Source organism: Synechococcus sp. OH2 (assembly GCF_047462155.1).
Taxonomy (GTDB): Bacteria; Cyanobacteriota; Cyanobacteriia; order Thermostichales; family Thermostichaceae; genus Thermostichus.
Genome location: NZ_JANSIR010000117.1, coordinates 1 through 4806, shown reverse-complemented (window position 1 = coordinate 4806; position 4806 = coordinate 1). Strand labels below are relative to the sequence as shown.

4 protein-coding genes and 1 pseudogene are annotated in these 4806 nt (G+C 59.7%); 1 reads left to right on the top strand and 4 read right to left on the bottom strand.

Annotated features, from left to right (window positions below; genetic code table 11):
• Positions 1 to 291, top strand: a pseudogene (locus NW835_RS12625) (hypothetical protein); the annotation flags it as partial.
• Here NW835_RS12625 and ispD read toward each other — a convergent pair.
• The 4 genes from ispD to NW835_RS12605 form a co-directional block, all read right to left on the bottom strand.
• On the bottom strand, positions 288 to 995 hold the full coding sequence (ispD, locus tag NW835_RS12620; RefSeq protein WP_414366265.1) for a 2-C-methyl-D-erythritol 4-phosphate cytidylyltransferase: 708 nt from the start codon (positions 993 to 995) through the stop codon (positions 288 to 290). The pseudogene NW835_RS12625 and the gene ispD overlap by 4 nt on opposite strands.
• Before the next feature lie 123 nt (positions 996 to 1118).
• Positions 1119 to 2525: an ammonium transporter gene (locus NW835_RS12615; protein ID WP_414415464.1), complete on the bottom strand. Its 1407-nt coding sequence runs from the start codon at positions 2523 to 2525 to the stop codon at positions 1119 to 1121.
• Positions 2526 to 2654: 129 nt separating this feature from the next.
• Entirely contained in the window at positions 2655 to 2993 is a 339-nt protein-coding gene (locus NW835_RS12610) for a P-II family nitrogen regulator (RefSeq protein WP_414366262.1), read from the bottom strand.
• 180 nt (positions 2994 to 3173) lie between these two features.
• The gene (locus NW835_RS12605) at positions 3174 to 4568 is read right to left on the bottom strand and encodes an IctB family putative bicarbonate transporter (protein WP_414415463.1); all 1395 of its coding nucleotides are present in this window, start codon (positions 4566 to 4568) and stop codon (positions 3174 to 3176) included.
• Positions 4569 to 4806 lie beyond the last annotated feature (238 nt).

Sequence of the window (4806 nt, the reverse complement as noted above, 5' to 3'; positions counted from 1 at the left end):
ATCAACTTCTCTGCAGTGGGATGCCTGCGCGGCGCGGGAGATGTGCGGGCACCCATGGCAATCATGCTCGGGATGAGCTGGCTCTTTTTCTTGCCTTTGGCGCAAATACTGATCTTTCCCCAAAGCTGGATCCCTTTTCTGCCGGGGTTGGGATGGGGGGCTGTGGGGGGCTGGTTGGCCATGCTGATCTATGTCGCCGGCTTGGCCAGCCTGTTGCTCAGCCGCTGGCGCAGTCGGGTGTGGCAGAAGGCGGCTCTGCGGCAGGGCCACCGCCATAGTGAGTTGGGCTAGCGCGCCGGATCGAGGCGCTGCTGTAGAATTTGCTTGGCCAGCACCAGATCCCAGGGGGTGGTTAACTTCAGATTAGACTCCTCCCCTTCCACGATGTAAACCGGCCAACCCAGCTTCTCGAATAGGGCTGCGTCATCGGTTACCTGCCACCCCTGGGCCAGTGCCTCCCGATGGGCTTGCCACAACAGCGACAGGCGAAAGCCCTGGGGCGTTTGGGCTGCCCACAGCCGGCTACGCTCCGGTGTCGATTCGATTTGGATCCCCTTGGGGCCGCTTGCGGTTACTTTAATCGTGTCTTTGACAGGGATCGCGGCAATCAAGCCGTCCACTTGCTCCAAGGCAGCGCTGCAGCGATCGAACAACTCAGAGGTGGCCAGGCAGCGGGCCCCATCGTGAATCAACACCCGTTCCACCGTTCCCAGCCCATAGAGATACTCCACCCCCCTGTAAACCGACTCCTGCCGCGTCACCCCTCCTTGCAGAAGCTGCACCGGCGTGGACAGCTCGATGGACGCCAGGATCTGCTCCATGGCCGGCCAGTCGCCGGGTTGGGAGAGAATGCCAATCCACTCGATGGAATGCGCCCGATCTGCCGCCCGCAACGTCCAAGCCAGGACAGGCTGACCCAAAAGTGGCAACAACAGCTTGTTGACCGCCGCCCCCATTCGCTTGCCGCTGCCAGCCGCCGGGATCAACAGGTGCATGGGATCCAAAAGTGCATCCAACCGCATCCCAGTTTACAGCCAGGGAGGGCCAGGCTTGGCCCTCCTCATCGTTGACAGTGGCGATTGGTGCCGCTGGATCCCCTTCAGAGCCGGGGTGCCGTCTCAAGGTTGGTCCAACTCGGCAGAAGCAATCACAAAATCCGGGTAGGCCACGTTACCATGCTCGCCCACATCCAAGCCGGCCAGCTCCTCTTCAGCACTGGTGCGCAGGCCAACGGTTGCCTTGAGGATCAAAAACAGGATCAAGCAGGTGATGAAAGGCCAGAAGAAATAGGCTAGAGCGCCCACAACTTGTACCCCAAATTGGGCCCAGGTCACCCCTGAGTTGGCGTGGGCAAACCAAGGGATCCCTGCTGCCAACACCCCCCAAATACCGCAGGTGCCGTGTACCGAAACGGCGCCCACCGGGTCGTCAATCTTCAGCACCGTATCCAGAATCACCGCCGAGATGACCACCAGGATCCCGGCCACCGAACCGATGATCAAAGCTCCCAGAGGGTGGACAGTGTTGCAAGGAGCGGTGATCCCTACCAAGCCGGCCAGCACCCCGTTGGCGGCAAAGGTCATATCCGGCTTGCCAAAATGCGCCCAGCAGGTGATCATCGCCCCAATGGCCCCTGCCGAAGCGGCTAGCAGCGTGTTCATGGCAATCCAGCCGATATCGGGGCTGGCGGCTGTGGTCGAGCCGGCGTTGAACCCAATCCAACCCAAGGTGAGGATAAACACCCCCAACATCCCCAGAGGCAGGTTGTGGCCGGGAATCGCCCGTGGCTCTCCGTTGGGGCCGTACTTGCCGATGCGAGGGCCAAGCACCATGGCCCCGGCTAAGGCGGAAGCGCCCCCCACCAAATGCACTACGCCCGAACCGGCAAAGTCGATGAAGCCCAGATCTTCCAGCCAGCCGCTGGTGCCACCGTTGTAGTCGCCAAACAGCCCATTCCAAGCCCAGCCCCCCGAGATGGGGTAGATCAGCCCAGAGATGACGACAGAGTAGATGAGGTAGGCCACGAACTTGGTGCGCTCCGCCATGGCCCCGGAAACAATGGTGGCAGCGGTGGCGGCAAACACCATCTGGAAGACGAAGAATGTAAAAGGCCAGTCCCCTGCTTCGTGGGCTTGCTGCCAACTGAAAGCAAACCAGCTCCTGCCAAAGAAGCCAGTATTTTCTCCAAACATCAGGCCAAACCCGATGAACCAAAAGGCGCAACAGCCCATGCAAAAGTCCATCAGGTTTTTCATCATAATGTTGGCGGCATTCTTGGCGCGGGTAAAGCCCGTCTCCACCATGGCGAACCCCGCCTGCATGAAGAACACCAAGGCTGCCCCCACCAGCGTCCAGACAATGTCAGCATGTTTCTGTACGACTTCCGCGTCCTGAGCGAAGGCGCTCTCCTGACCCAATAGGAAAACCAGCGAAATCGTCAGAGCAGCAGTTAGGCCCCCCTGAGCTGGTTGCCAGAGCCACTGCAGTGCTTGGCCTTTGAGTCTTTGGATCATCCTTGTAGACATGCTTTTCGACTCACCTAAAGTGACGGTACTTTTACAACGCATTAACTGGGGCAAAGATCCCTCATTTGCCCACTGCAAGCCACCCTGGGGCTCGGATCGAGCTACCCAGGCTCCAAGACCTTCCCTGCTTTACAGGGCGTCTTGGTTGAGTTCGCCGGTACGGATGCGAATGGTTTTCTCGACAGGGCTGATGAAAATCTTGCCGTCCCCGATTTCGCCGGTGCGAGCCGCCGCGATCAGCTTCTCCACAACCGTGTCCACCAGGTCGTCTTCGACCACGATCTCCACCTTCAGCTTTTGCAGGAACTCTACCGTGTACTCGGATCCCCGATAGCGCTCGGTTTGTCCTTTTTGCCGACCAAAACCCCGCACTTCGCTCACTGTCATGCCGACAATTCCGGCATTGACCAGGGCAATTTTCACCTCATCCAGCTTGAAGGGCCGAATTATAGCCTCGATCTTTTTCATTGGCCTCCCATATCCCCAATAATCCCGCTAATTTCTAACACTACTAAAACCTGCAAATTGTAAATCTAGATACATTTTCGTTCTTCTACTGAGAATGCTTACCACTCTAGATTTGCTCTCGTCAAGACCAGAAGGCCAGGCCTGGGCTACTTTAATTTTTAAGAAGTCCGCGCCGGCATCTCACGAGCTGGGTCTTTCAGCGGCCGTTGAGGATCGAGGAGAATCCAGACTGGCTGTGACGAGGGCCACTGCCAGCCACCACAGCATCTGCACCTGGGGACGGTACCAGATGGTGTCCACCAGGCCGTGGGCCATCATGCCGGTGCAGGCTGCTAAACCTGCCGCCACCCACAGGCCCTGGGGATCCCGGCAGGCAAGTAAACGTTTCCAGCCTCTCCAGCCGTGATCCCAGAGCACCAGGAGGAACCAAGCAAAAGCTAGGGATCCGACTAAGCCCGTCTCCAAGGTAATCTGGAGCGGCACCGAGTAGGCTGCAAGGGCGCTGAAGTTGCCCCGCTGGTAGAGGGGATAGACGCGGTTGAAGGCGACATTGCCAGGGCCGATCCCCAAGATGGGAAAGTCGCGGATCATCTCCAGCACCGCCGCCCAGACGTTGAGGCGAAAGTTGTTGCTGGTATCTAGCCGTCCCCAAAGGAGGCTCTGAGCCCGTAGCCGCAAGGGGCGTACCGTCAAGATGGCAAGCAGCAGCGCGGCTGCGCCCCCTCCCAAGAGAGCCGGCACCGTCCAGCGCTGCCAACGGGCCGGCAGGCGGGGGGCGTACCATTGGGCCAGCAGCAGGGCCATCATCCCCAGCGCTGCCAGCCCCCCAATCCAGGCACCGCGGCTGTAGGTCAGCCCCAGACAGATAAGGTTGACGGCGGTTGTAAACCCCACCAGGAGCTTGATCCCCCAACCCGGCCAGAGGCAGATGGCAGCCAGCCCCAGCGGGAGGAGGGGAACCAGGTAGCCCCCATACAGGTTAGGGTTGCGCAGATAGCTGTACACCCGTGTCAGGCCCGCCAAGCCCGATTCTGGATCTACCCAGGTGGCCAGTTCGGCCGCCCCGTAAAAGTACTGCCGCAGGCCGTAGATCCCCATCCCCAGGCTGACCAAGAGCAGGGATCCAACAATCCCATCTCGGAATTGGGGTTGGCGCAGCAGACGATGCAAAAGCAGATAGCCGGCTAAGTAGAGCGTCAGCTTCAGCCAGCCATCCCGCGCCGCATAGGGAACCGGCGAGAGGAGCGTTGCCAGGGTAGCAATTCCCCAGAAAAGGCCCAGGGGCAGATGGACAGGTAGCCCAGTCGGGGTTTCCACCAGCCAGCTCAAGACCACAAGCGCCGCCATGGCCAGTAGGATTAGGCCGAGGATGCCGGTGGAGCTTTGGGAGGAAAAGACCCAGTAGAGCAACACCAGACCCAAGCCAATCCCGTCCAAGCCTTGGACGAGCAAGCTGCCTTGGCCCCAGTTTTTCAGGGATCCCGACAGGCGGCCCAAAAGGCTGCCCTGCCACCAGGAATCGATAGGAAAACCCCGCAGCAGCAGAGCTTGCCACAGTTGCCTTGCTTGTTCCATCGCCGCTTTCCAGCCCCCTGGGCACCTCTCCCTCTGCCTCTGCTCATCTTCCGAGTTTATCTCCCCAGCGGCCAGGGGTAAGGACATCAGGGCAGGCGGGATCCCTCCCTCTGGAAGTGGAGGACTCTAGCTGCTTCGGGAGCACGTTAGGTTGAGAGTTGGCTCCTAGCCTTGCCACGACCAACCTCAAAATTTCTAGAGGTGCACCGCCCCATGAGACAATGCACTTAGAATCATG